This is a genomic window from Sellimonas sp. (genome assembly GCF_047234585.1).
Taxonomy (GTDB): domain Bacteria; phylum Bacillota; class Clostridia; order Lachnospirales; family Lachnospiraceae; genus Sellimonas; species Sellimonas caecigallum.
In genome coordinates this window covers 31379-55372 of the sequence record NZ_JBKSWG010000001.1, presented here as the reverse complement: position 1 = coordinate 55372, position 23994 = coordinate 31379, and the positions used below count along the sequence as shown (strand labels likewise).

The following is a 23994-nucleotide window of genomic DNA, read 5'->3' as shown; positions in this document are numbered from 1 at the left end:
CTCCCCGCTTTTTCTTACTTTTTTCGGTTATTTCTTCACAGAAATTTTTTTATGATCTTCAGATGCTTTTTAAATGGCGGATACCGGAATGGAAGATCTACCCGAAGAGACTTCTTTAAAATACTCTTCTCATGCGTAAAGGTATCAAAACTTGCCTTTCCATGATATTTCCCCATGCCGGACTGTCCGACACCTCCAAATGGAAGATAAGGGGTCGCCAGATGTACGACCGTATCATTGATGCAGCCTCCTCCGTAAGAAAGCCGTCTCACAATGTACGACTCTTTCTTTTTGTCCTTGGTAAACAGATAAAGCGCCAGCGGTTTCGGCTGTGCATCGATAACCGCAGCTGCTTCTTTCAGATCATAGTATGTCATTACCGGCAGCACGGGACCGAATATCTCTTCTTTCATGACTGCATCATCCCATGTGACACCGTCCATGATAGTAGGTTCAATCTTGAGAGCGGATCTGTCGGATTTTCCTCCGTATACGACTTTATCCGGATTGATGAGGCCGCATACTCTTCGAAAATGTCTCTGATTGATGATTGTTGGATATTCCGGGTTGGAAATCGGATCCATCCCGTACATTTTCTGTATCTGCCTTTTCATATAATGCAAAAGTTTTCTTTTCACACTGTGCTGCACGAGCAGATAATCCGGTGCCACGCATGTCTGTCCGGAATTCAGAAATTTTCCCCAGACGATCCTCTTGGCAGCCATCTTCAGGTCTGCCGTCTCATCCACAATACACGGGCTCTTTCCCCCAAGCTCCAGACTTACCGGAGTTAAATACCTCGCTGCTTTCTCCATCACGGATTTCCCCACTCTGGGACTTCCGGTAAAGAATATATAGTCAAACTTCTCATTCAGGAGCGCTTCATTTTCCTTCCGCCCTCCTGTGATCACAGTCACATAGCAGGACGGGAACACTTCTTTTATCATCCTCTTTATGATCTCCGATGTGTGCGCCGAATATGCCGACGGCTTTAATACCGCGCAGTTCCCGGCGGCAATCGCCCCGATCAGAGGCGCCACGGTAAGCTGAAACGGATAGTTCCACGGCGCCATAATCAAGACAACACCGTATGGTTCCCTGTAGATAAAAGAGGCGGAAGGGAACTGACTGACAGGAGTCTTTACATACTTTGGTTTCGCCCAGGATGCAAGATGCCGCATTGTGTGCCGGATCTCTTCCTTGACCATGCCTATCTCGGTCATATAACCCTCTGTCTCAGATTTTCCAAGATCCTGATTCAGAGCACAAATAATATCGGATTCATTTTCATCCATCCATCTCAAAAGCTTTCTCAGATAAAAGAGACGGAACGCTGTCTTTTTTGTCTTTCCTGTCTTAAAAAACTCTTTCTGTTTTTTGATTAATCCCTGGTATCCCATTTCTGCTCCTTTCAGTCTGATCATCTTTGCATTTTTTCTTTTTTCGCTTCTCTGAGATACGGAATCTCTATCGGATCGATCGGGTCGATCGGACTTTCCACTTTCATCTTTTTGTGACGGCTTCTTCTTTTCAGAAGCTCGCCGCCCTTATTATAAAACCAGAAACTGTATACGAGCAGCTTATTTACTTTTCCGATCTTGTCTTTTACCGTCTTTTCGTAAAATCTGCCTCCGGCTTCCATGATCTTTCCTTTCCTGATCAGATCGATCAGTTCCGTCTCACAAGTGGCATATCCATCGATCAGCGTGTACGCCGTACTCACGCACTCTATCTTATGGGCATCACTTCCTCCGGTCCCCGGTTTTCCGTATTTTTTTGCGAACTTTACCGCCCCGGTATTGGATTCCATCGACTCGCACGCATTGAACACTTCCACAAAATCAAACCTCTTGATCAACTCCGGAGATTTGTAAAACCGTTTTGTGTTCGTAAAACTTAAATACTTCTCCCCGCATGGATGAGCAGGTCCAAGAATTCCTCCGTTTTTGTGTACGAGATCGATAAGCATCGCCAGAGGCATTCCCCGCATTTCCAAAAGCCTCATTTTCCTTCCCTCCGGCATAATGACAAGAAAATGTCCCGCGTCGCGCGTATCATACTCTATGCCTTTAAACACAGCAAATTTTTCGTATTTCTTTCCTTTGATCTCTTGTTTCCAGTAACGGTAGCCATTGTACGTATCGTGGTCTGTGATTACCATCCCGTCAAAACCGTTGTCCATCAGTTTCTCGATATATTCTTCCAGCCCCACCTTGCTGTCGATCGAACCTTCTTTTACATGACAATGCATATCAATCTTCATATACAAGCCCCCTTTACTATAGGCTTATTATACCCTTTTGCCAGAAAACTAGCAATGCGATTCTCTTTTTTCTCAATTTTCATCTACTCTTGCGTTTCTGTCTCTTCATCAATATCCAAAACGCTTCTTGCACTCTCGATCTCAGACTCCACAGATTTTTTCTTCCGGATCTCTCCTGCCCTTTTTCTTTCAATTCTGGCAATCTTTCTGTATTCCACGATGTACTGAACTGTAATCCCAACTATCGCCAAAACAAGACAGGACAAATATAAAACTATCCTGTTTGATGGATCGATGAAAGCCGTGAGGGCCGCTCCCCCCATCACACTGCCAGCGATTCCTGTAACCGGTATAATAAGTGGATTTAAAAACACCGCAGTCAGGATCCCAAAGACGATGCCGACTGCTCCCCCGATGGCCCATACGATCCAGGATGGATCAGGGACGAGCAGAACGACGCTTCCTGCTGCCGTACACACTGCAAAGAAAAATGCTCCAAATCTCAGGAATACTGCCTCGAGAACGCACAGCACGATTCCCACAGCAGCGCTCACTCCCAGAAGGCTCATACCATCAAGCCCAAGGAACCAGCCAGCTGTAAATCCTCCTGCTATCCCTACAACCAGTCCCTGGATTCCAAACAAAACTCTCCTGCACTTTGCCCCTGCAAACAACATTAGGAGCGCCACTGCACCCAGTACAGCTCCAACCGGTATGCCCCTTTCTGATATCCAGCCAATAAGAGAAAAATCTTGTATCTCTGTCTCAAAAATCCGTTGTCCGATATTCTCCACAGTCTGTGTTATATAATCCATGCGCATCTCTCCTTTGTGCTTTTCTGCTTTAATCCTGTAAAATCATTGTAATACAAATCTCTGATATCCGCAATGCCAAAAAAAGCACTGTATCCCCGCACATGGGCCATACAGCGCTTTTTCCATATTTTTTTCCGATATTAAAATGCAACCTTTCCGGAATCGGTTCCGTTTACCACATAGTAAACTGCCGCTTCTTCCGGTTTTACATAAAGATTGATCTCTTTGATATCTCCGACCTTTTTCCCGGATGCCTTTGTCCAGTCTTTCTTCACTGCTGCGATCATTTCCTTTTGTTCTACTTCTTTTCCGAAATACTGAACATATGTTTTTACTTTAATTTCTTTTTTGGCCGGTTTTCTGCCCGGTTTCTTTGCCGTCTTTTCTTCTTTTTTTTCTTCTGCAGCAGCTTCTACTTCTTCTTTCTTTTCTTCCACTGCTGCCTTTACTTCTTGTGCAGCTTCGTGCATTTCTGCTTTTGCTGCTTCTGCTTTTGCAGTTACCTTAGCCAATGCTCTTTTCCTTGCCATGATAGATAATCCTCCTGATACTGAATGTTTGTCTCTAAAATTTACACATTCCCATGTCTTACCAAACTAGCTGCACAATATTATATCACATTTTTCTTAAAATGCAAGAAAACGCATCATCATCTTTCCGACGTGAATCTGTATGAAGTTGTCGTCTCGTAGACTTCTCCGGTCTTGCAGATCGGCGCCTCAAAATTTTCATGATGGATGGCATCCGGATAGTACTGTGTTTCAAAGCAGACTGCCGCATGCTTTCCGTACGGCTTTTTCCCTTTTCCGCAAGATTCCTCCAAAGCATTGCTTGTATACATCTGCATTCCCGGAAGATCCGTAAAAACTTCCATCGTGATTCCTGTTACCGGAGATGTCGCTTCCGCCACTTTTTTATATTTTCCCCGGTTGTTCAGACACCAGTTGTGGTCATAACCTCCTCCAAAGCTAAGCTGCTCATCCTGCTCATCAATACCGCAGCCAATCGCTTTCTTTTCCCTGAAATCCATCGGTGTTCCATCCACAGAAATTTTTTCCCCTGTCGGAATCAGGGACGCACTGATTTTCGTGACAAAATCAGCATCAATCCACACTTCATGGTTCGTTACATCTTCCATTCCTTCGCCATTCAAGTTGAAATAGCTGTGATTTGTCATGTTGATGATCGTATCTTCAGACGTCACGCCACGGTAGGAGATTTTCACTTCGTTGTCCTCCGTGAGCGTATATGTAACTTCCATCCGAAGATCTCCAGGAAATCCCTGGTCTTTGTCAGGACTAAAAAGCGCAAACGTAACCGAATGAGAATTTTCTTTTTTCACTTCCCACAGTCTCTTATTATAAAAATCCGGTCCGCTGTGCAGATTGTTTCCATTCTCATTTTCTGCAAGCTCATATCTCTTTCCGTTCAGTTCAAAAGCCGCATCTGCGATCCGGTTGGCATTTCTTCCTACAATAGCCCCTAAAAATGACGTCCCCGCCTCATATCCCTGGGCGTCATCGTATCCGAGAACGACATCTTTTTCTTCTCCGTTCTTGTCTTTTACGATAACATTCACAAGGGCAGCCCCAAGATCTGTCACGGAAATCCTCATTCCATTTTCATTTTCCAGCGTGTAAAGTACAGCTTTTTTTCCGGAAGCTGTGTTTCCAAATTCTGTTTTTTTCATGTCTGCAACCTTCTGCCTTGCCGGCAGTCCTTTCTTCCACTGTTCTCTTTTCATTTTACATCAAAATCCTTTTTATGAAAAGGAGAAAGTCCTGCACCGCAGCGATGCTGCATTGCAGGACTTTCTGTTGATTTTCCGATCTATTTGCGATATGCAACGCTGTTCCAGCGAAGTTCGTTCTTCAGATTGCGGATCGTTGTATCTTTGTCGATATATACCGCTTCGATTCCCATCATAGCAGCCCAGTCTCCCATCTGTTCTGATGTCAGGTCATATGAAAATGCCGTGTGATGAGCACCTCCGCTTAAGATCCATGCTTCTGCCCCTGTCTCAAGATTCGGTTCCGGTGTCCAGAATGCAGTTGCTACAGGAAGTTTCGGCATCGGTTTTTCAGTCTTCTTGCAGTTCACATCGTTGATGATGAGGCGGAATCTGTCTCCCAGGTCGATCAGGGATGTCGCGATGGCCGGTCCTTCTTTTGATGTAAATACAAGTCTTGCCGGGTCTTCTCTGTCTCCCATAGACAGCGGATTTACTTTGATGCCGATCGGTCCTTCCGAAATGGACGGACAAACTTCCAGCATATGTGCCTGCAGGATTCCTTCTTTTCCAGGGACAAGATTATATGTATAATCTTCCATGAAAGATGTTCCTTTGGCGTCCTTCATTCCTTCTGTCATGATCTTCATGATACGGACCATAGCTGCTGTCTTCCAGTCTCCTTCTCCTCCGAATCCGTATCCTTTTTCCATCAGTCTCTGGATTGCCAGTCCCGGGAGCTGCTTCAGACTGCCAAGATCTCCGAAATGTGTGACGATAGCCTGATAGTTCTTTTCTTCCAGGAAACGTTCAAATCCGATTTCAATCTGTGCCTGCACTGCCACGTGCTTTTTAAATTCTTCCGGATCTCTTCCTTCCAGGAGGATATCATATTTGTCATAATATTCTTCCACAAGGGCATTTACGTCCCCCTCATTTACATCCTGAACTGCTTCTGCGATCTCATTGACCGGATATGCATCCACTTCCCATCCGAATTTGATCTGTGCTTCCACTTTATCGCCATCTGTTACAGCCACATTTCGCATATTGTCTGCGACTCTCATGACACGAACATGGCTGCTTTCAATGACACCGATAGCTGTCCGCATCCAGGATGCAATCTTCTCCTGTACTTTCACATCAGACCAGTGTCCAACAATGACTTTTCTCTCGATATCCATACGTGTAAAGATATGTCCAAATTCACGTCCGCCATGTGCAGACTGATTTTCATTCATGAAATCCATATCGATCGTATCATACGGGATCTCCTTGTTGAACTGTGTATGCAGATGAAGCAGCGGTTTTCTGTATTCCTGAAGTCCTAAGATCCAGGATTTTGCAGGGGAAAATGTGTGCATCCATGTGATAACGCCCGCACATGTTTCATCTGTGTTTGCTTCGTTGAAAGTCTTTCTGATGAGTTCATTTGTAATCAGCGTCGGTTTCCAGATGATCTCAAACGGAAGTACTCCGGATGCATTTAGTGCTTCCACAATCTTCTGAGAATGTTCTGCCACATGTGCAAGGCATTCATCTCCATACAGATCCTGTGATCCTGTACAGAACCAAAACTTGTAATCTTTTCTCTTTAACATATCGTTTCTCCTCCTTTATGATATATCATTTTTATTTTTGTCCGTAATATGCGCCTGCTCCGTGCTTTCTGTAATAATGTTTGTCCTGAAGCTCCTGCGGTGCCGGCTGAACTTCCGGATTGATCATCTCACATCTTGCCGCCATCTTCGCCACCTCTTCCAGGACAACTGCGTTGTGCACCGCCTCATGTGCATCTTTTCCCCATGTGAATGGGCCATGATTTTTGCACAGCACTGCCGGCATTGCCATGTACTCTTTGTCTTTAAAATGTTCTGCGATCAACACTCCTGTATTTTTTTCATACGCCTCTTCGATCTCTTCTTTCGTGAGATTTCTCACACACGGAATTTCACCGTACATATAGTCCGCATGGGTCGTTCCATAACACGGGATCCCTCTGCCAGCCTGAGCCCAGCTTGTCGCCCACGGCGAATGTGTATGTACGATCCCACCCATGTCCGGAAAATTTCTGTAAAGTTCCAGATGGGTCGGTGTATCGGATGATGGGCGCATTGTACCTTCCACCTGATTTCCGTCCAGATCCAGCACTACCATGTCTTCCCATGTCAGTTTGTCGTAATCCACACCGCTTGGCTTGATCACGAACAGTCCGCTCTCTCTGTCGATCCCGCTTACATTCCCCCACGTAAATGTCACAAGACCATACTTTGGCAAAAGCATATTTGCTTCATATACTTCCCTTTTTAACTGTTCCAGCATTCTTTCGTCTCCTCCTTTTCAGATATTTGTGATGACCTTTACCGAATTTCTCATGATCAGTTTCGGCTTTAGTTCCACTGATTCCACGCCTTCATTGCCGCGGATCCTTTCAAGTATCTTTTCTCCTGCCACTTTTCCAAGCTCACGGATCGGATTTTCCGCTGAGGTAAACGGAATCTCACAGAATCGTGCGAGATCGGAGTTATCAATCCCGGCAATAGACAAGTCTTCAGGTATCCGGATTCCCTGTTCCATACAGATTCCCACGAGTTTATTCGCCACCTCGTCGTTATAGCAGACACAGGCAGTACAGTTTCGGATCCTTCGCAAAATCCTTCCACAGTCTTCTCGCATACCTTCCAACTCATCGGAATCGATCCATATAATCTGTTTCCCTTTGACTTTGATATCTGCCTCCATAAGAGCTTCGACATATCCGGCATACCGCGCATGTCCCTGACCATCGTCCGCCTTGAAAATGCCCGCAATTTTCATATGTCCGCAATCCAGGAGGTGCTGTGTGACCATCTTTCCGGCCATCTTGTCATTGAGGCTCACATGAGGGATCCGAAGTTCCTTGTAGAAGCTATTGATAAAGATAACCGGAATTCCCATCTGTTCCAGCTCCTGGTACAATGCAAGATTCGGATTCGGAATTCCGCTCTTTGTCGTCTCTGCTATCAGCCCGTCGATGGATTTATCCTTGATGAAGCTTTTGAGGATCATCCTTTCTTTTTCAATCGCATTGTTCGTGGCGGCAATCTGAAGCGTATAGCCTGCATCGGAAATGACTTTTTCCATCTCTTTTACGATCAATGGAAAGATATAGATGTCCAGATAAGTACACATGACCGCGATGCGCATCGTCTCCTGCTTCTGTTTTCTCCGGATCTCGATATACGTTCCGCTTCCCCTTATACTTCTCGTGATCTTCTCTTCTTCCAGAACAGCAAGCGCTCTCCTTACTGTCTGCCGGCTAACGGAAAATTGTTTCTGCAGCACACTCTCTGATGGGAGTTTGTCCCCTTGTTTCAGCCGTCCCGCGTGCATCTCTCCTTTGATCCATGCCACGACCTCTTCATATTTCTTCTGCATCCACTTCTCAGCCTCTCTTTCCTTATATTTAAACTATATCCCATAACACCTGTTAATACAAGTTGGAGTCTTATCCAAATTTGTCTTTGACCTTTTGTCTGTATTTCTGAAGTTGTATTGTTTTTTATCGTCTCACTTCATACATATTTTCTGCATTCATTTTTACCAAAAGAAAAAAAGTGCATTTTCATATAACGAAAACACACTTTTTTCTTTCATTTCATTTTTATCTCTGTTTTTTCCAGCTATTTCAGATGATCCACCGCTGCCCGCTCAATAGCGAACCCTTCTTTGTAACGTTCGATAAATGCATCGAATCCGTCCACGTCTTCTTTGTCCGGCTGCATTTCTTCTCCTGTCTCGCCTGCAAAAACTTTCTCGTTCAGATAATGATCCAGGCTTTCTCCTTCTGCTTTCTGTATCATATAAGAGGCAAGAAGGGCGATACCCCATGCTCCTCCTTCACCCGCTGTCTCCATGACAGAAACAGGGACATCGATGGCACCCGCCATAATCTTCTGACCTACGCCTTTCGTCTTGAAAAGTCCCCCATGTCCATAGATCTTATCAAGCTTTACACCTTCTTTTTTCAGAAGGATGTCCATACCTACTTTCAAGGCTCCAAGGGCAGTATACAAGTGTACTCTCATAAAATTTGCCAGGTTAAAATGGCTGTCCGGTGTTCTCACAAAAAGAGGTCTTCCTTCTTCAAACCCTGTGATATGTTCGCCCGAGAAGTAGTTATACGCAAGAAGTCCTCCGCAATCCTTCTCTCCCTCAAGGGCTTTTCTGTAAAGAGTTCCATAAAGTTCGTTCATATCGGCCTTGATTCCGAATGCATCCATAAACTCACGGAACACATTTACCCATGCATTCAGATCGGATGTGCAGTTGTTGCAGTGTACCATGGCCACAAGATCTCCTGACGGAGTTGTCACAAGATCAATCTCAGGATACACGGAAGACAGTTCTTTTTCCAGCACCACCATAGCAAAAACGCTTGTCCCGGCAGACACATTTCCTGTCCTTCGGGCTACACTGTTTGTTGCAGCCATACCTGTACCGGCGTCACCTTCCGGCGGGCACATCGGAATCCCGGCCTCAAGAGTTCCTGTCGGATCAAGCAGTCTTGCTCCTTCTTCCGTGAGGATACCTGCCTCTTCCCCTGCCGTCTTCACATCCGGAAGCAGCTCTGCAAGATGCATGTCGTATCCTTTTTGTTTTGCAGCTTCATCAAACTGTTCGATCATCGTTTTATTGAACCGGCCGGTTTCGATATCAATCGGAAACATTCCGGATGCTTCCCCTACTCCGAGCACTTTCTGCCCTGTCAGTTTCCAGTGAATGTATCCTGCCAGTGTGGTAAAGAACGTCACATTTTTTACGTGTTCTTCGCCATTTAGCATTGCCTGGTACAGGTGCGCGATGCTCCATCTCTGCGGGATATGATAACTGAAAAGCGCTGTCAGCTTTTCTGATGCCTCTTCCGTTATCGTATTTCTCCATGTACGGAACGGCACAAGGAGATTATCGTCCTTATCAAATGCCATATAACCGTGCATCATGCCGCTGAATCCGATTGCCCCAAGTCTGTGCACATCCACATCGTACTTTTCTTTGACATCCTGAACCATATCCCGATAGCTTGCCTGCACACCATTCCAGATATCGTCCAAAGAATATGTCCAGACACCGTTCTCATATCTGTTTTCCCACTCATGGCTTCCGGATGCGATCGGAGCATTGCAGTCATCGATCAAAACGGCCTTGATTCTTGTAGAACCAAGCTCGATCCCAAGAACTGCCTTTCCCGATTCAATGATGTTTTTTATCCTGCTGATATCCACGCTCATTTTCCTTCCTCCTTCTAGTCTGCACTTTTGTGTTATTATACCATTTCCTGTTCTCTCTCAGCAAGAATTCCTGTGCAATATGACCGTTTTCGTACAAATGCTGGAAAATGAGGACAGATATCACTCCAAGTTGTATTTTCTATTCTTCTACTTTCCCATATTTTTTCCGTATTACCAACAATACGAGCATCATCAGGATGATCCCTGCCGGCAGTGCGATCCATGCTGTCTGCACAAATCCGGCAATGATATAAGTCACAAAGCTGACAGATGCGACCGTTACAGCATATGGGATCTGGGTGGAAACATGATTTACATGGTTGCACTGTGCCCCTGCCGAAGACATGATTGTTGTGTCCGAAATCGGAGAACAGTGATCTCCGCACACAGCTCCTGCCATACATGCTGATATAGAAATGATCATCAACGTTGGATTGGAATTTTCAAACACCGCTACAACAATCGGGATCAGGATGCCAAATGTCCCCCAGCTTGTCCCTGTTGCAAATGCCAGGAAGCACCCGATCAGGAAAATAATGGCCGGCAGAAAATTCATGAATCCTCCCGCCGACGACTTGACAAGTTCAGACACAAATACATCCGCCCCCAGAGTATCTGTCATAGCCTTTAGAGACCATGCAAATGTGAGTATCAAAATGGCTGGAACCATGGCTCTGAATCCGTCCGGGATACAGTCCATACATTCCCGGAAACGAAGCACCCGGCGGACTGAATAAAGGGCAATCGTAATGATCAGTCCAAAGAAGCTTCCAATAGCAAGTCCTTCCGAAGCAACGCACTGTGAAAATGCCGTCACAAAATCTGTCCCGCTGAAAAATCCGCCTGTGTATATCATTCCGATGACACAGCAAACTACAAGGGCCAGAACCGGGAACACAAGATCTATCACTTTCCCTTTTACATTTTCCTTCTTCTCGGATTCAGCATCCGCATAAGGACGATCCGGAGTCGTGTAGATATCACCTTTAACCGCATTCAGCTCATGCATACGCATCGGTCCGTACTCTATTTTCATGACTGTGATCGCTACCATCATTACAATTGTAAGGAGGGCATAAAAATTGTACGGGATCGCCTGAATAAAGATAGCAAAGCCATCTTTTCCTTCGACGTAGCTGGATACTGCAGCTGCCCAGGAAGAGATCGGGGCGATAATGCAGACCGGAGCCGCTGTAGAATCGATCAGATAGGCAAGCTTAGCTCTGGAAATATTATGTCGGTCTGTGACCGGACGCATCACGCTCCCAACTGTCAGACAGTTAAAATAGTCGTCGATAAAGATCAGGACTCCCAAAATAATTGTGACGAGCTGCGCGCCCACTCTCCCTTTGATCTTTCCTCCTGCCCATTCGCCAAATGCGGCGGATCCTCCGGCTTTGTTCATCATGCTGACGATGACGCCGAGGATCACAAGGAATACCAGAATTCCCACGTTGGCCGAATCCGTTAATACTTTGACGATCCCCCCATCCAGCACATGTTTGACTGTTCCTTCAAAACTGAAGTCCGCAGCAAAAATACCGCCCACTAGGATCCCAATAAAAAGGGAACTGTACACCTCTTTCGTGATCAGGGCTAGTCCGATCGCTACCACCGGCGGAATAAGTGACCAAAACGTCGCATACATATCCGGCTTTACAGTTTCTCCATCGCCTGCAAAAACTGTCACGGAAAAAGCCGCTGTCATCATAAAAAGCAAAAACAGGCTGCCTAAAACTCTTCTTTTAGTTTTTCTCATCTTCTTTTCTCCTCCCATTCTCTTTTGAAGTCTGTTTTTGAAAACAAAGTGGATTTTCCCACTTTAACTCCCCACCTCCCTGCTGCACTTTCTGTATGACATCATTCAAAAAGCCGTGAGCATGCAGAAAGACACACTCACGGCTTCATTACGATCCAAGCCTATGATAGCACTCCACATCCGTGACAGTCCGCCGCATATTCTGCGAGCGGCCCAGACAGCTTTCTCACGGCCTCGAAATCTGTCTTCGGCAGTTTCCCCTTTCTGTTTTGCAGATGGTCCGTCTGAAGCAAAACATACTGATGAAAACCGCGCCTCTATCATTTCTCATTTTTCTTTTCTTAATTACAGAATCATTATTGTCCTCTCCTGATAAGACAGGTGGAAGTTTTTTTAGCATATCACACTTTTCAGCGGGCTACAAGCACTTTTTTCCCGTCAAGCACAGCTTCTTTCAAACTGTCATTCTCATACGCGAGCTTCAGGGAAAAGAAAGGTGCGTCTTTCGCGATAAGATTGAAAAAGATCTTATCTCCTTCCCAGAGATTCAGATTCAAAACCTCTTCTTTCCGAATCCACTCCAGAGTGCCTTCTCCACATTCTTTCAATTCCCCTTCAAATTTATCTGCCGTGTACAGGCAGATATACTCCGGATCCTGCTTGTCACAGATGAATGTCAAAATTCCACGGAATTTCCATGAAGTTATCAAAAGTCCGGTCTCTTCTTTGGCTTCCCGGATAAGACATTCCTCCGGGCTTTCACCGTACTCAAATTTTCCGCCGATACCAATCCATTTATCTTGATTGACGTCATTTTTTTTCTTTACCCGGTGCAGCATCAGATAAGAATCGTCCTTTTCAATATATCCAAGCGTGGTCATCTGTACTTTAGGCATATTTACTCTCCTAACTATTTGATATCAAAGCTTTCTTAAGATATATTATTATTTTTATAGAAATATATTTTTATAAATAGAAACTTTTTTATTTCTTATTCCTGCAGCTTTGCAATCCCCTTTGCCAAAACCTTTACATCATCAAGAATGTAGTCGAAAGCTCCTGCTTTGTAAAGATTGATAAGGATCATACCGATCGGAACAGCCAGTATCATTCCAAGCAGCCCTCCCAGCTTATATCCAAAGTACAGGAGAAAGAGCGTGACAAGCGGGTTGAGTCCAACACTGTCCCCAACCAGTTTCGGCTGTATGATCTGCCTGACAAGCTGTGTCACGCCATAAAGGATAAAAAGTCCGATGGCTTCCCTGTAGTCACTTGTAAATATCTGATAAAGCGCCCACGGGATCAGAGCTGTCCCTGTACCAAAAAAAGGAAGAAAGTCCAGAAAGGCGATCAGCACTGCCAAGAGAAGAGCATACTCCACTTTCAGGATAAAAAATCCGGCCAGCAATATCAGTCCTACAACTGCCATGATCTTAAACTGGGCCTTAAAATATCCTCCCACAGCGTACTTTAAATTGTAAATTACCATAGACATTCTTTCCTGTACAGCCTTTGGAGCGATTTTTTTGCTCCACTGGATAACCTCCTCACGCTGGGCGATAAAGAAATAGGCAGCTACAAGCGTCACGATAACTGCAACCAGAATACTGGGAATCCTCTTTACCACATTCCCTGTCACTTGCATAGCCGGATTTCCTATACTTCCGATCAGCTTGCCGATCTCCTCGTCCATGTTTGACACAAGGGAGTTCCAGCCCGTCTGCACACCTTCCGGCAGCATACGGTAGATTCCCTGGAATTTATCTCCAATCTCCCTAAGTCCAATTTCCAAATCCTGGTAAAGATCCGGTGCATTGCTGATTACCATCTGAATTTCCCGGACAAGCTTGCTCACGCCCCAATATCCAAGTCCTGCCACTGCTCCGATTGCAAAGATCATGATAAGAGCCGATCCAAGCTTTTTCTTGATCTTCAGCCTTCTCTCGAGCCATCCGGCAAGCGGATATGCCAGAAAGGCAATAAACCATCCAATCACAAATGGCATAAAATATGTCAGTGCCTTGATGCCGATCACAAGGAATAAAACTGTTCCAAGCAAACTGAAAAACAAGCTGGCAGCAACTTTCCAATAAGGTCTTTCTCCATCTTTCTTTTTCTCCGGTTCCATACGGTTATTCCTCCCCGTCCTCTTTTCCAAACACTTCTCTGTCAACAAACTGCCAGATTTCATCTCTTCCCTGTTTTGTCTGTGCAGAGAACGGTATAATGGTAGTGCCGTTTACAAGCCCCAGGCCTTGTCTGAGAACCTTAAGCTGCTTTTGTATCTGGCTTTTCTTTATTTTGTCCAGTTTTGTGGCAATGATAACCGGCTGATATCCCTGATTCAAAATCCACTCATACATCATCTTGTCATTGGCTGACGGATCATGCCGGATGTCGATCAGGAGGAAGACTGCTCTCAATTGTTTCGATTCATGCAAGTAACGTTCAATCATCTTGCCCCACGCGATCTTCTCCTTTTCGGATACTTTGGCATATCCATATCCTGGCAGGTCTACAAGGTAAAGCTCCTGATTGATGTTGTAAAAGTTGATCGTCTGGGTTTTTCCTGGTGTTGCTGAAATCCTGGCCAGAGATTTTCTGTTCATGAGCGCATTGATGAGAGAAGACTTCCCTACGTTTGATTTCCCTGCAAATGCAATCTCCGGTTTTTCGTTTTCTGGGAGTCTGCTTGTGATTCCGCATACCGTCTCAAGCTCAACATTCTTTATGACCATTTTTTTCCTCCTTACTATTTCTGAACAAGACTGTACCGCAGCACTTCTTCCATCCGGAAGACATACTTAATGTCCAGTCCTTTCGTAATTTCCTGGGAAATCTCTTCCACATCCTTCTCGTTTTCTGCTGGGACAATCACTCGTTTCATTCCTGCATTTTTTGCCGCCAGGAGCTTTTCTTTCAGCCCGCCGATCGGAAGTACTCTGCCACGAAGCGTGATCTCGCCTGTCATCGCCACATCTGCCCTTACTTTGATATCTGCAACTGCGGAAAGAATCGCGGTCGCCATCGTGATCCCTGCCGATGGTCCGTCTTTTGGAACAGCTCCTTCCGGAATATGCACATGAATATCATGTTCCTCAAAAAAGTCTTCCGGGATACCATATTCTCCACTGACTGAACGAATATAACTGATCCCTGTCTGGGCTGATTCTTTCATCACATCCCCCATCTGTCCTGTCAGCATCAGTTTTCCTTTTCCTGGGAGAACATTGACTTCTATCTGAAGGGTATCGCCGCCAACACTTGTCCATGCAAGTCCCCGCACAATTCCCACTTCATCTTTCTCATTGGCCATCTGGTACCTGTATTTTTCTTTTCCGAGATATTTAGAAAGATTCCGCTCTGTAACTCGAATGCTCTTTTTCTTTGTCTCCAATATTTCCCTTGCCGCTTTCCTGCACACATCACTCAATGTTCTCTCCAGATTTCGGACACCTGCCTCTTTCGTATAATATCGTATCATTCTGCGAAGCGCGCCATCTGAGACAGACAGAAGCCCTCCGGAAAGTCCATGGCCTTCAATCTGTTTTTCAAGCAGATGTTCTTTTGCAATATGAAATTTTTCATTTTCCGTATAGCTGGATACCTGGATCACTTCCATTCTGTCAAGAAGCGGTCTCGGAATCGTCTGGAGTGTGTTGGCCGTTGTCACGAATACGACTTCCGAAAGATCTAAAGGTACTTCGAGGTAGTGATCACGGAATTTTTTATTCTGTTCTCCATCCAACACTTCCAAAAGTGCGGAAAAAGTATCTCCTCTGTAATCTGTGCTGACTTTGTCTATCTCATCCAGGAGAAGCACTGGATTTTTCACTCCTGCTTTTCGGATTCCATCGGCAATTCTGCCCGGCATCGCCCCAACATACGTTTTGCGGTGTCCTCGTATTTCTGCTTCATCACGGATTCCCCCAAGCGAAATGCGTACATACGGCCTTTTCAGCGCCTCGGCAAGAGATTGGGCGATAGACGTCTTTCCTGTACCAGGAGGACCTGCCAGACAAAGAATCGGCGTTCCACTCTGCTTTGTAAGACTGTGAACAGCCAAGTAATCCAGCACCCGCTCCTTTACCTCCCACAATCCATAATGTTCTGCCTCCATAACTTCTTTCGCGTGGTCGATATCTGTGTATTCCGGGGCCTTTTTGTCCCACGGCATCTCCAGCATCGTCTCAATATATGTACGGATAACCCCCGATTCGGACGGATTATTTCCGATATTACGGAAACGCCTGATCTCTTTTTCTATCTTCTCTTTTATTTCTTTCGGGGCTTCCAGGCTTTCTGCCTGTCTCTCAAATTCTTCCGCATCAGAAAGAGGCCCGTCCTCTCCCAGCTCTTCCCGGATATACTTCATCTGTTCCCGCAAGATATATTCTCTCTGGTTCTTATCGATGCGCTCCTTTACATTGCGGTCAATCTCATCCCGAATATCAACTTCCTTCGCTTTCTCTTCAAGCTTGGACGCCACGAGGTAATACCTCTCCAATGGCTCTTTACCATCGAGAATCTCCTGCAGTTCATCAGGAGAAAAATGTACGTTTGCCGCAATCTCATCCACCATCTGATAGACATCCTCTGTCTTTTCGATCTCCATCATAATGCCAAGAGGAATCTGTCTTGTCTTTTCTCTGTACTCTTCCAGGCAATGGATAAGGACCTCTTTCATCCCTTCTTCTGTGATATCATCCGGCAATTCCGGCTTTTCCTCTTCCGGAAAAGAGATTTCCGCTTCCCAAAATTCCCCCAAATCATGCATCGCGCTCAAAATTCCTCTTTTTTTGCCGTACACCATGACGCGCAGTGAGCTGCCTGATTTGTGTTCGATCTGTTTTACTTCGGCGAGAACCCCTGCCCTGTACATATCCTTGATAACCGGCTCCTCCATCTCTTCATCCTTTTGACGGACGAGAAAGATCTGCTGGTCATTCAGCATCGCATTTTTTATTCCCTGAGCGGATTTTTCTCTGCCGATATCAAACTGTGCTACCATACCAGGAACGACCGTCAGCCCTCTCAATGGTATCATTGGTATTTGTCTCTTGTATTCTGTCATATTTTCCTCCATATAAAGCGAGCAAGTGCAGGTAAACACTTACCTGCACTCCTTCGCGTAGTCTGCTGTCTGTACAGACTTGTTATGCACTTTCAGATTCTGTCTCTATATGCTCCGTCTTTGGAAGCCCCGTTCCATCCACAACTTCTTTTGTGATGATGCAGGTTTTCAGGCTCTCATCTGACGGTGCCCTATACATGATGTCCATCATAATATTTTCCATGATAGCACGCAGCCCTCTTGCCCCTGTCTTCCGTGCAATTGAGCGGTCTGCGATCGCCTCGAGGGCAGCCGTATCAAATTTCAGATCTACGCCATCAAGCTCGAGAAGTTTCTGATACTGCTTCACAATGGCACTCTTTGGCTCTGTCAATATCTTGATCAGGGCGTCACGATCCAGGGATTCGAGAGCCACAACGACAGGTACACGGCCCACGAACTCCGGAATCAACCCGTATTTTACAAGATCTTGAGGAAGAACCTGATTCAAAAGCCGATCAAGATTGTCTTCGTGTTTGGAAGCAATGTCTGCGTTGAATCCAATAGATTTCTGATCGATCCGCTTTTCGATGATCTTATCAATCCCTTCGAAAGCACCTCCGCATATGAACAGGATATTGGACGTATCGATCTGATACAGTTCCTGATGCGGATGTTTTCTGCCTCCCTGAGGAGGAACAGAAGCAATCGTCCCCTCCACAATCTTCAGGAGAGCCTGCTGCACACCTTCTCCAGATACATCCCTTGTTATGGATGGGTTTTCAGACTTTCTCGTGATCTTGTCAATCTCATCTATATAAATAATACCATACTCTGCCTTTTCAATATCTCCTTCCGCCGCCTGAATGATCTTGAGAAGAATGTTTTCTACATCTTCCCCGACATACCCGGCCTCTGTAAGTGTTGTGGCGTCCGCGATGGCAAACGGTACATTCAGTACTTTTGCAAGCGTCTGCGCAAGCAATGTCTTTCCGCTTCCGGTTGGTCCGAGCATCAGAATATTGCTTTTCTGCAGTTCCACGCCAAGGTCTTTCTCCGCTTTTATCCGTTTGTAATGGTTATAAACAGCTACGGAAAGTACTTTCTTGGCTTCTTCCTGTCCGATCACATAATCATCCAGGAAACTTTTTATTTCCTCCGGCTTTAGCAGATTGATATCTGCAAGCCCGCTGTTTTCATTTTCATACTCGAATTCTTCTTCTATAATCTCAGCGCAGATCTCGATACACTCATCACAAATATAAGCTCCATTCGGGCCTGCGATCAATTTTCTGACCTGGGACTGCGTCTTGTTACAGAAGGAACATCTCACTACATCTTCTTTTAAAGCCATTCTCGCACCTCATCTATTATACTTCCCGGTTTTCTGAACTTCTTAATCAGAAACACGGAAAGGGGATGCCCCATCCGGGGACAGCCCCTGTTTCTTTTACCGGCTCGTGATGACCTCATCAATTAAACCGTATTCCTTTGCTGCCTCTGCAGACATAAAGTTATCTCTGTCTGTATCTTTTTCGATGGTCTCCAATGTCTGCCCTGTATTTGCTGCCAGAATCTCATTGAGTTTCCGGCGGGTTTTCAGAATATGTTCCGCTGCAATCTGGATCTCTGTCGCCTGTCCCTGTGCACCGCCGAGCGGCTGATGGATCATGATCTCCGCATTCGGAAGCGCCAGTCTTTTTCCTTTTGTCCCGCCGGACAGCAGGAAAGAGCCCATACTTGCAGCCATGCCAATACAGATCGTGGACACATCACATTTAATGTACTGCATCGTATCATATATAGCAAGGCCTGCTGTCACAGAACCTCCTGGACTGTTGATGTACAGATTGATGTCTTTGCCTGGATCTTCCGCCTCCAGAAACAGAAGCTGAGCTACGATCACACTCGCAGAAGCATCGTTCACTTCTCCGTCCAGGAAAATGATCCTGTCTTTCAAAAGTCTTGAATAAATATCATAGGACCGTTCTCCGCGGCTTGTCTGTTCAATGACATAAGGTACTAAACTCATGTAATATGCCTCCTTATATTTGCCTCTTATTCTTCTACCGCATTATCTGTAAGGAATGTAACAGCTTCCTGAACAGCCATGTCCAGCTTCATCTGTTCTTTTTCCTTTTCTCCCATAAATTCTTTCAGCTTGTCAGCTTCCATCTTGTAAGCATCTGCCATCTTCTGGATTTCTTCGTCAAGCTTTTCATCGCTGATCACGATGTTTTCCGCCTTCACGATTGCTTCCAGAACAAGTCTTGTCTGGATTCTCTTTAATGCCTGCGGCTTTAATTCTTCCTGCATCTTTTCTGCTGTCATTCCTGTGAACTGGAAGTACTGTTCTACAGAAAGTCCCTGCTGGCTCAGTCTCTGCGCGAAGTCATTTGCCATCTGTCTTACTTCTGTATCGATCATTGCATCCGGAATGTCCATCTGTGCATTTGCAACAGCTTCTTCTACCGCTTTGTCTTCCTGCTTTCTCTTTCCTTCAGCGATCTTCTGTTCTTTGATCTTTGCTTTTATGTCTGCCTTGAGTGCATCCAGTGTATCGAACTCAGAAATCTCTGATGCGAACTCGTCATCCAGTTCCGGAAGCTCTTTTGTCTTGATCTCGTGTACTGTACATTTGAACACAGCTTCTTTTCCTGCAAGCTCTGCTGCATGGTATTCTTCCGGGAATTTAACCTGTACTTCTTTTTCTTCCTCCAGGTTTGCTCCGATGAGCTGTTCTTCGAATCCAGGGATAAATGCTCCGGATCCGATCGTCAGCGGGTAGTTTTCTCCTTTTCCGCCTTCGAACGCCTCTCCGTCAACAAATCCTTCGAAATCAAAAACGATTTCGTCTTTGTCCTGAACCGGACGGTCTGTCACAGATACTGTTCTTGCATTCTTTTCCTGTTCTTCAGCAAGTTTTGCATCGATCTCTTTCTGTGTCACACGGTTAGAGATCTTTTCCACTTTTAATCCTTTGTATTCGCCTAATGTTACTTCCGGTTTCAGAGCAACTTCAGCTGTGAAAATGAACGGTTTGCCCTTTTCGATCTGCACGATATCGATCTTCGGCTGAGACACGATATCCAGCCCTTCCTCATCGTACACTTTTCCGTATGCATCCGGGATCAGCTTATTTGCTGCATCATCATAGAATACTTCCGGTCCATACATCTTTTCGATCATCTGGCGCGGCACTTTCCCTTTTCGGAATCCCGGGATACTGATGTTCTTTTTCTGTTTCAGATATGCTCCCTGGAGTGCTTTTTCCAGTTCTTCAGCGGAAACTTCAATGGTAAGTTTCGCCATATTGTGTTCCAGTTTCTCTACTTGTAAACTCATTTACATTTCCTCCTAATTCTTGTCGTATATGCGAAAAGTCGGCAGACTTATCTACATTACACTCATTTTATGAGTATATCATATAACTCTCAAGATTTCCAGCCCTTACATCACGTTTTTCCTATTTTCCGGCACAGAATTCCCTCTTTCTACTGGTTTAATTCATCAATGCCAAGAAGCCGCTCTGTCAGTTTCGTGAAATCCTTTTCATCCACAGAGTAAACATTGCTGCTGTCTCCGGTCACTCTGAGAATAACTGTCTCTTTTCCCAAATATTTCATGTTCAGATAACACTCCTCCAGAAGAGAATAAGCCTGATAGAGATAGTCGTTCTGCATCTGTGACTGGATTTCTTCCTCTGTCCCCTCGTATCCGCCGTTTTGCGCACTTTTCTCGATGTCCTCGGACAGTTCCTTCAATTTTTCCACATAGGTTGGGAAGATATCAACCGGTTGGATTTCCACGGACACATCGTATTCTTTGTCTCCCGTTTTCTCCGATTTCTTCACATCATATTTCATAACGGAAAAAATCTCCTTTACCAACACCACATATTCATACACCGTGTAATCGCTTACCTCTTCATATCCCTCTGTCAGATAAGACAAGACAAAGTTTTCCACATTGCTTTCGTAATCCTGTTTGATCTCATACTCCGATACTCCCATGATTCTTGCCGCGTCAGCGAATTCTCCCTGGAACCGCTCGTCCAGAACTGCTCGGACATATCCCGCAGCGTCGAAATCTCTGCCACATGCTGACAAAAACAGAAAAAACGCGAGGATAACTGAGAAAATTCTTGTTTTTTTTGTCATGGACACCTCCTGATGTCTTTTCTTTTTCATCCTTCTATGTCGTATACAGGATGGCTTGTCTGATCTCATCCGCCTTTTCTTTTCCGCTTAGAATTTCTACAAGTCTTAATGAAAAATCGAGTGCTCCACCGACTCCGCTCCCTGTGATAATCTTTCCGTCACAGACAACAGGTGCATTTTGACAGATAGCTCCTTTCTCCTTGAGAAGCTCTCTCCTGCACGTGTGGCATGTAGCCTTTTTCCCGTCCAGAAACCCAAGTTCTGCCAAGATACCCGGCGCCGCACAAATCGCTGCCACATATTTTTTCTCTTCATTGAATCTTCTCAGTATTTTACAAAGTCCACTATGCCTGCGGAGATGATCCGTTCCCGGCAGTCCGCCAGGCAAGACGAGAAGATCCTGATCTTCAAAGTCCATATCCTCAAACACCTGATCCGTCTTCATTTCTATCCCGTGAGAAGAAAGAATCCACGGTCTTCCCATCACGGAAACGGTCGTCACATCCACTCCGCCTCTTCTTAACATATCAACAGCCATAAGGCCTTCTACTTCTTCCGTTCCGTCTGCAAAAAATACACATGCTTTTTTCAATCTGTGATCCTCCTTTCCTGAACTGACTTGATTCTAGCAGACTCCTTACAAAATTGCAATATTTGCAGGATTTTTGCTTGTCGTGCCCTACTCCTTACCTTATAATCTACACTGTAGGAGCCAATTTGCTATTATAAGGAGGATATTTATGGAAATCGAACGCAAATATACTATCCAGGACCTTTCTTTACTTCCATTCGATCTGGAAAAATGTCCGTACCACGAAATGGAACAAGGGTATCTCTCCACCAGCCCGGTTGTCAGGATTCGCCGCTCGGATAACGACTTTATCCTGACTTATAAATCAAGCGGTATGATGGTGCGGGAGGAGTACAATCTTCCCCTTACGCAGTCATCCTATGAACATCTCAAAACCAAGATTGACGGCCGTCTCATCTCGAAACGCAGGTATCTGATTCCTTTGGAGGATGGGCTTACCGCAGAGCTTGATGTCTTTCAGGGTGATCTTGCACCTCTCATCATTGTAGAAGTAGAGTTTCCAACAAAAGAGATGGCGGATGTTTTTACCCCACCGTCCTGGTTTGGGGAAGACGTTACCTTTTCTCCTTTATATCACAACAGTACATTGAGCCAGCTTCCGTAGAGGCAACATTCTGTTTCTTTTGTTTATTTTGCTATGATTCGTCACATATCCGACAATTTTTCACAGAAATTGTTATACTATTTCTAAAAATTGGAGGTATGCTATGGCGAATTTACAGCTTGCAAAGAATCTTAAGACACTTCGTGAAAAACACAATTTAACACAGGTCGATGTAAGCCGTATGCTGAATATCTCCAGGCAGGCATACTCTAATTACGAGCGCGCTGTACGCGAGCCAGACTTGACAACACTCATCTATTTTTCTGAATTTTATAAAATCACATTGGATGAGCTTATCCTTGGAAATCCTGGCAGCAGTCAGATCCGCGAGACTTTTCTCCCTTACGCGGAAGTGAAAGATCCTGTAACCAATCATTCTGTTTTTGTAAGCCAGGAGGAGCTTGAACTGATCATGGGCTACCGAAAGCGCAGTGTCGACGACCAAAGAATCATAAAACGGTTTCTTGATCTGGAACCGTAAATAAAAAAGAATCCTGGTTTTCCAGGATTCTTTTTATTGCGGTAAATTCCCCCGTCTTTTAATCGTTCAGTCCAAATCCGTCATGGATTGCAACCATCGCTTTATCTGTATCTTTTTCATCGATCAGAACTGTGATACGGATTTCAGATGTAGAAATCATGTTGATATTTATATTCGAGTTAAACAAAGACTCAAACATCTTTGCCGCAACCCCTGGATTACTCAGCATTCCAGCCGCTACGATAGAGACTTTTGACACGTTTGTGTTGTATGTGACCTCTTTGATCGTGAGGGCTTCTTTTTTCTCTTCCAGAATCTGCAGCGTCTCTTTCAGATCATCTTCCGATACGGTAAAGGAAATATCTTTTGTCCCGTCACGCCCTACCGACTGAAGGATAATGTCCACGTTGATGTTTCTTTTGGCCAGGGTATTAAAGATCTTAAATGCGATCCCCGGTTTATCTGCCACTCCCATGGCAGAGATTCTAGCTGTATTTCTGTCGGCTGCCACACCGGTAATTAACATTTTTTCCATTTTTACTACCTCCTTGACTACGGTACCTTCCTCTGATGTAAGGCTGGAACGTACTACCAGCTCCACCCCATATTTTTTCGCCATTTCCACTGATCGGTTATGAAGCACCTTCGCCCCGGAAGTGGCAAGCTCCAGCATTTCATCATACATAATCTCATCGATTTTTCGGGCATTTTTTACAATCCGGGGATCTGCTGTGTAGACCCCGTCCACATCCGTATAAATCTCACACTTATCAGCATGAAGCGCAGCCGCAAGGGCAACTGCTGTCGTATCAGACCCTCCCCTTCCGAGCGTCGCATAGTCATCGTATTTATTGACTGCCTGGAATCCCGTCACAATGACAATCTTTCTCTCTTCCAGTTCATGGAATATTCTGTCTGTATCAATCCGTTTAAACCTCGCATTGCCGTAACGAGCTGTCGAATGCATTCTGACCTGGAATGCATTGAGAGAGATGGCCGGGATGTCCATCTCATGCATCGCCATTGCCATCAATGATACTGATACCTGTTCCCCCGTCGTAAGGAGCATATCCAGTTCCCTTTTCGGTGCGTTTGGGTTGATGGATCTTGCCAGCTCCAAAAGTTCATCTGTTGTATCTCCCATAGCTGAAAGTACGACTACGATATCATTTCCCTTTTTGTAATCTTCAATGCAGCGCCTTGCCACATTGAAGATCCGTTCTCTGTTTGCCACAGAGCTTCCTCCGAATTTCTTTACTATCAGCATA

Annotated in this window: 22 protein-coding genes and 1 riboswitch; of the genes, 2 read left to right on the top strand and 20 right to left on the bottom strand. The window is 45.1% G+C overall.

The window, feature by feature from the left end:
- Nucleotides 1–35: 35 nt before the first annotated feature.
- From ACLROL_RS00235 to ACLROL_RS00145, 19 genes are all read right to left on the bottom strand, one after another.
- Nucleotides 36–1424, bottom strand: coding sequence for an aldehyde dehydrogenase (locus tag ACLROL_RS00235; protein ID WP_413067114.1), 1389 nt, complete (start codon nt 1422–1424; stop codon nt 36–38).
- On the bottom strand, nt 1421–2263 hold the full coding sequence (locus ACLROL_RS00230) for a PHP domain-containing protein (protein ID WP_087198858.1): 843 nt from the start codon (nt 2261–2263) through the stop codon (nt 1421–1423). The genes ACLROL_RS00235 and ACLROL_RS00230 overlap by 4 nt, the downstream gene beginning before the upstream one ends.
- An 83-nt stretch (nt 2264–2346) precedes the next feature.
- Nucleotides 2347–3078 (bottom strand): hypothetical protein, encoded by a 732-nt coding sequence (locus ACLROL_RS00225; protein ID WP_087198857.1) that lies wholly within the window; start codon nt 3076–3078, stop codon nt 2347–2349.
- A gap of 140 nt (nt 3079–3218) precedes the next feature.
- Nucleotides 3219–3608 (bottom strand): DUF6465 family protein, encoded by a 390-nt coding sequence (locus ACLROL_RS00220; RefSeq protein ID WP_087210898.1) that lies wholly within the window; start codon nt 3606–3608, stop codon nt 3219–3221.
- Nucleotides 3609–3727: 119 nt separating this feature from the next.
- Entirely contained in the window at nt 3728–4768 is a 1041-nt protein-coding gene (locus tag ACLROL_RS00215; protein WP_087199214.1) for an aldose epimerase family protein, read from the bottom strand.
- A gap of 140 nt (nt 4769–4908) precedes the next feature.
- Complete coding sequence (gene araA, locus ACLROL_RS00210; protein ID WP_087198855.1) at nt 4909–6408, bottom strand: L-arabinose isomerase; 1500 nt, start codon at nt 6406–6408, stop codon at nt 4909–4911.
- A gap of 31 nt (nt 6409–6439) precedes the next feature.
- Nucleotides 6440–7129, bottom strand: coding sequence for an L-ribulose-5-phosphate 4-epimerase (araD, locus tag ACLROL_RS00205; RefSeq protein WP_087198854.1), 690 nt, complete (start codon nt 7127–7129; stop codon nt 6440–6442).
- Between the two features lie 18 nt (nt 7130–7147).
- Nucleotides 7148–8224, bottom strand: a complete 1077-nt coding sequence (locus ACLROL_RS00200) for a GntR family transcriptional regulator (protein WP_087198853.1) — start codon at nt 8222–8224, stop codon at nt 7148–7150.
- Between the two features lie 245 nt (nt 8225–8469).
- A complete protein-coding gene (locus ACLROL_RS00195; protein WP_413067113.1) occupies nt 8470–10077 on the bottom strand; it encodes a xylulokinase in 1608 nt (535 codons plus the stop codon).
- 139 nt (nt 10078–10216) lie between these two features.
- Complete coding sequence (locus tag ACLROL_RS00190; protein WP_413067148.1) at nt 10217–11788, bottom strand: Na+/H+ antiporter NhaC family protein; 1572 nt, start codon at nt 11786–11788, stop codon at nt 10217–10219.
- Nucleotides 11789–11995: 207 nt separating this feature from the next.
- Nucleotides 11996–12164, bottom strand: a riboswitch (Lysine riboswitch).
- Nucleotides 12165–12246: 82 nt separating this feature from the next.
- Complete coding sequence (locus tag ACLROL_RS00185) at nt 12247–12732, bottom strand: NUDIX hydrolase (protein WP_087198849.1); 486 nt, start codon at nt 12730–12732, stop codon at nt 12247–12249.
- Nucleotides 12733–12827: 95 nt separating this feature from the next.
- Nucleotides 12828–13964: a sporulation integral membrane protein YtvI gene (gene ytvI / locus ACLROL_RS00180; RefSeq protein WP_287449791.1), complete on the bottom strand. Its 1137-nt coding sequence runs from the start codon at nt 13962–13964 to the stop codon at nt 12828–12830.
- A gap of 4 nt (nt 13965–13968) precedes the next feature.
- Nucleotides 13969–14574 carry a ribosome biogenesis GTP-binding protein YihA/YsxC gene (gene yihA, locus ACLROL_RS00175; RefSeq protein ID WP_087210886.1) on the bottom strand — a complete coding sequence of 202 codons (606 nt, stop codon included), beginning with the start codon at nt 14572–14574 and terminating at the stop codon, nt 13969–13971.
- Nucleotides 14575–14588: 14 nt separating this feature from the next.
- Nucleotides 14589–16910, bottom strand: coding sequence for an endopeptidase La (gene lon, locus ACLROL_RS00170; RefSeq protein ID WP_413067112.1), 2322 nt, complete (start codon nt 16908–16910; stop codon nt 14589–14591).
- 82 nt (nt 16911–16992) lie between these two features.
- Complete coding sequence (clpX, locus tag ACLROL_RS00165) at nt 16993–18243, bottom strand: ATP-dependent Clp protease ATP-binding subunit ClpX (RefSeq protein ID WP_087198845.1); 1251 nt, start codon at nt 18241–18243, stop codon at nt 16993–16995.
- A gap of 96 nt (nt 18244–18339) precedes the next feature.
- Nucleotides 18340–18921 (bottom strand): ATP-dependent Clp endopeptidase proteolytic subunit ClpP, encoded by a 582-nt coding sequence (gene clpP / locus ACLROL_RS00160; RefSeq protein ID WP_087198844.1) that lies wholly within the window; start codon nt 18919–18921, stop codon nt 18340–18342.
- Nucleotides 18922–18947: 26 nt separating this feature from the next.
- Nucleotides 18948–20234, bottom strand: a complete 1287-nt coding sequence (tig, locus tag ACLROL_RS00155) for a trigger factor (RefSeq protein ID WP_087198843.1) — start codon at nt 20232–20234, stop codon at nt 18948–18950.
- A 149-nt stretch (nt 20235–20383) separates the two neighbouring features.
- Nucleotides 20384–21049 (bottom strand): hypothetical protein, encoded by a 666-nt coding sequence (locus tag ACLROL_RS00150; RefSeq protein WP_413067111.1) that lies wholly within the window; start codon nt 21047–21049, stop codon nt 20384–20386.
- Between the two features lie 34 nt (nt 21050–21083).
- Entirely contained in the window at nt 21084–21641 is a 558-nt protein-coding gene (locus ACLROL_RS00145) for a DJ-1 family glyoxalase III (protein ID WP_087198841.1), read from the bottom strand.
- A 148-nt stretch (nt 21642–21789) separates the two neighbouring features.
- Between ACLROL_RS00145 and ACLROL_RS00140 the strand changes: the two genes are divergently transcribed.
- Both ACLROL_RS00140 and ACLROL_RS00135 read left to right on the top strand, forming a co-directional pair.
- Nucleotides 21790–22245, top strand: coding sequence for a CYTH domain-containing protein (locus tag ACLROL_RS00140; protein ID WP_087198840.1), 456 nt, complete (start codon nt 21790–21792; stop codon nt 22243–22245).
- 103 nt (nt 22246–22348) lie between these two features.
- Nucleotides 22349–22726, top strand: coding sequence for a helix-turn-helix domain-containing protein (locus ACLROL_RS00135; RefSeq protein ID WP_087198839.1), 378 nt, complete (start codon nt 22349–22351; stop codon nt 22724–22726).
- Nucleotides 22727–22784: 58 nt separating this feature from the next.
- Here ACLROL_RS00135 and ACLROL_RS00130 read toward each other — a convergent pair whose 3' ends face one another.
- Nucleotides 22785–23993: an aspartate kinase gene (locus ACLROL_RS00130; protein ID WP_413067110.1), complete on the bottom strand. Its 1209-nt coding sequence runs from the start codon at nt 23991–23993 to the stop codon at nt 22785–22787.
- Nucleotide 23994 lies beyond the last annotated feature (1 nt).

Bases quoted from the DNA above. Each gene is read 5' to 3' on its own strand.
- ACLROL_RS00235 (WP_413067114.1), bottom strand. From the start codon at position 1,424: ATGATCAGACTGAAAGGAGCAGAAATGGGATACCAGGGATTAATCAAA.
- ACLROL_RS00230 (WP_087198858.1), bottom strand. From the start codon at position 2,263: ATGAAGATTGATATGCATTGTCATGTAAAAGAAGGTTCGATCGACAGC.
- ACLROL_RS00225 (WP_087198857.1), bottom strand. From the start codon at position 3,078: ATGGATTATATAACACAGACTGTGGAGAATATCGGACAACGGATTTTT.
- ACLROL_RS00220 (WP_087210898.1), bottom strand. From the start codon at position 3,608: ATGGCAAGGAAAAGAGCATTGGCTAAGGTAACTGCAAAAGCAGAAGCA.
- ACLROL_RS00215 (WP_087199214.1), bottom strand. From the start codon at position 4,768: ATGAAAAAAACAGAATTTGGAAACACAGCTTCCGGAAAAAAAGCTGTA.
- araA (WP_087198855.1), bottom strand. From the start codon at position 6,408: ATGTTAAAGAGAAAAGATTACAAGTTTTGGTTCTGTACAGGATCACAG.
- araD (WP_087198854.1), bottom strand. From the start codon at position 7,129: ATGCTGGAACAGTTAAAAAGGGAAGTATATGAAGCAAATATGCTTTTG.
- ACLROL_RS00200 (WP_087198853.1), bottom strand. From the start codon at position 8,224: ATGCAGAAGAAATATGAAGAGGTCGTGGCATGGATCAAAGGAGAGATG.
- ACLROL_RS00195 (WP_413067113.1), bottom strand. From the start codon at position 10,077: ATGAGCGTGGATATCAGCAGGATAAAAAACATCATTGAATCGGGAAAG.
- ACLROL_RS00190 (WP_413067148.1), bottom strand. From the start codon at position 11,788: ATGATGACAGCGGCTTTTTCCGTGACAGTTTTTGCAGGCGATGGAGAA.
- ACLROL_RS00185 (WP_087198849.1), bottom strand. From the start codon at position 12,732: ATGCCTAAAGTACAGATGACCACGCTTGGATATATTGAAAAGGACGAT.
- ytvI (WP_287449791.1), bottom strand. From the start codon at position 13,964: ATGGAACCGGAGAAAAAGAAAGATGGAGAAAGACCTTATTGGAAAGTT.
- yihA (WP_087210886.1), bottom strand. From the start codon at position 14,574: ATGGTCATAAAGAATGTTGAGCTTGAGACGGTATGCGGAATCACAAGC.
- lon (WP_413067112.1), bottom strand. From the start codon at position 16,910: ATGACAGAATACAAGAGACAAATACCAATGATACCATTGAGAGGGCTG.
- clpX (WP_087198845.1), bottom strand. From the start codon at position 18,243: ATGGCTTTAAAAGAAGATGTAGTGAGATGTTCCTTCTGTAACAAGACG.
- clpP (WP_087198844.1), bottom strand. From the start codon at position 18,921: ATGAGTTTAGTACCTTATGTCATTGAACAGACAAGCCGCGGAGAACGG.
- tig (WP_087198843.1), bottom strand. From the start codon at position 20,234: ATGAGTTTACAAGTAGAGAAACTGGAACACAATATGGCGAAACTTACC.
- ACLROL_RS00150 (WP_413067111.1), bottom strand. From the start codon at position 21,049: ATGACAAAAAAAACAAGAATTTTCTCAGTTATCCTCGCGTTTTTTCTG.
- ACLROL_RS00140 (WP_087198840.1), top strand. From the start codon at position 21,790: ATGGAAATCGAACGCAAATATACTATCCAGGACCTTTCTTTACTTCCA.
- ACLROL_RS00135 (WP_087198839.1), top strand. From the start codon at position 22,349: ATGGCGAATTTACAGCTTGCAAAGAATCTTAAGACACTTCGTGAAAAA.
- ACLROL_RS00130 (WP_413067110.1), bottom strand. From the start codon at position 23,993: ATGCTGATAGTAAAGAAATTCGGAGGAAGCTCTGTGGCAAACAGAGAA.